2 protein-coding genes are annotated in these 1,741 nt (G+C 67.3%); one reads left to right on the forward strand and one right to left on the reverse strand.

Going from position 1 to position 1,741, the window contains the following annotated elements; translation table 11 throughout:
- Positions 1-1,357 (reverse strand): selenocysteine-specific translation elongation factor (selB, locus tag NTW26_08360; GenBank protein MCX7022263.1); only part of this gene is annotated, 1,357 nt, incomplete at its 3' end.
- 120 nt (positions 1,358-1,477) lie between these two features.
- On the opposite strand from selB, the gene NTW26_08365 reads away from it, so the two are divergent.
- The coding region (locus tag NTW26_08365) for a hypothetical protein (GenBank protein MCX7022264.1) at positions 1,478-1,741 on the forward strand (264 nt) is incomplete at its 3' end.

The following is a 1,741-nucleotide window of genomic DNA, read 5'->3' on the forward strand; positions in this document are numbered from 1 at the left end:
CCAGGCCGTGGCGCCAGCGGGGGTGCAGCCACCGGTCGGCCGAGAGCCGGACTATCCCGCCCGAATCGGCCAGCCGCTGAAGCTCCGCCTCGGCCGCCTGGGGCAAGAGGTTCGACCGTTTCGCCAGCTCGGGCGTCGTGAGGTCCTTGCGGGGCAGGGGGTTGTGCTTGAGCCAGAGGGGCAGCGCCTCCCGGGGGCCGATACCGTCCAGCTCGACGAGCGCCTCCCGGTAGCTGGCCCGCTTGCGGCGGTGCTTCTGGGCCAGGGGGTCGAGCACCCGCCCACCCGCGACGGTCAACGACGGCGAAGGAATCCGGAGAATGAATCTTTCGCCGAAGAAGACGGGGTGGTTCCCCTCGAACTCGATCTGGGCCAGACACTCCTCGCCGGGCTTCAATTTCTCCCGGTCCAAAAGGACCAGTCGGCAGTTGAGCTCGCTCGTCCCCTTGAGGAGTTTCAGGTGGCAGAGGTTCTGCAACTCGTCCGCCGAAGCCAGGAGCCTTACCTTGGCGTCGAAACGGTTGGAGAGGGTGACGCAGCCGGGGGTGATGATTTCGTCGCCCCGCTTCACGCCCCGCTTAGGGAGGTTGGTGAGGTTGACCGCCGCCCGCAGGCCGGGGATGACCTCCTCCCGGGGCCGGCCGTTCACCTGGAGGCCCCTGACCCGGGCGGAGCCGCCGCCGGGCTGAATCTCCACCGAATCCCCAACGCGCAGCGTCCCCGAGGCGATCGTGCCGGTGACCACGGCGCCGAAGCCCTCCATCTTGAATGACCGGTCCGCGGCCAGGCGGAAGGGCCGGCCGGAATCGTCCACCCTCTTCGATTCCTCCGCCAGCCGGATGAGCTCCCGTTTCAGCTCCTCGAGGCCGACGCCCGTCCGGGCGCTGGTGCGGATGATTCTGGCGCCGGCCAAGCCGGTGTGGGACAGCGTTTCCCTGACATCCTCCTCCAGGAGCGTCAACCACTCCAGGTCCTCGACCAGGTCCACCTTGGTCAGGGCCACCACGCCGCGCCGGACACCCAGGAGCTCCACCACGTCCAGGTGCTCGGTGGTCTGTGGCATTATCCCCTCGTCGGCGGCGATTACCAGGAGCACCGCCTCAAAGCCCACGGCGCCCGCGACCATCTCCCGCACCAGCCGCTCGTGTCCCGGCACGTCCACGAAGGCCAACTCGCCCGCCGGGGTTTCCAGAAAGGCGAAGCCCAGGCGGATGGAGATTTTCCGCTGCTGCTCCTCGGGCAGCCGGTCGGGGTCCGTGCCGGTGAGCGCCTTTACCAGGGCACTCTTGCCGTGGTCCACGTGCCCGGCGGTGCCGAAGAGCGGAGGGGCGGCGGCGGTCGGTTGAATTTTTTCCATTTCCTTTTTCCTAAGATTCCGCGGTGATTATAAAACCCGGTGGACCGGGGCACAATCCGCGCGGTATAATTTCAGGCAGGCACGGGTCTTCACGAACTGTCCCCACCAACGGGAGGGCCGATGTCGGCGGCGGAATGGCTCAAGAAGAATTGGATGTACGTCGTCCTGGGGCTCATCGTCGCCGGGTGGCTGGCGTACTCCTATTTCTCTCATTACGTCCTCGAGGACGCCTACATCTCGTTCCGCTACTCGCGCAACCTGGTGCGCGGAGAAGGCCTCGTCTACAACCCCGGGGAACGGGCCGAGGGGTACACGAACCTCCTGTGGGTGCTGTCGGTAGCGGCCGGGACGGCGCTCGGGCTGGAGGCGGAGACGGCGGCGGTG

The sequence above is a fragment of the bacterium genome, assembly GCA_026398675.1.
Classification (GTDB): Bacteria; RBG-13-66-14; RBG-13-66-14; order RBG-13-66-14; family RBG-13-66-14; genus RBG-13-66-14.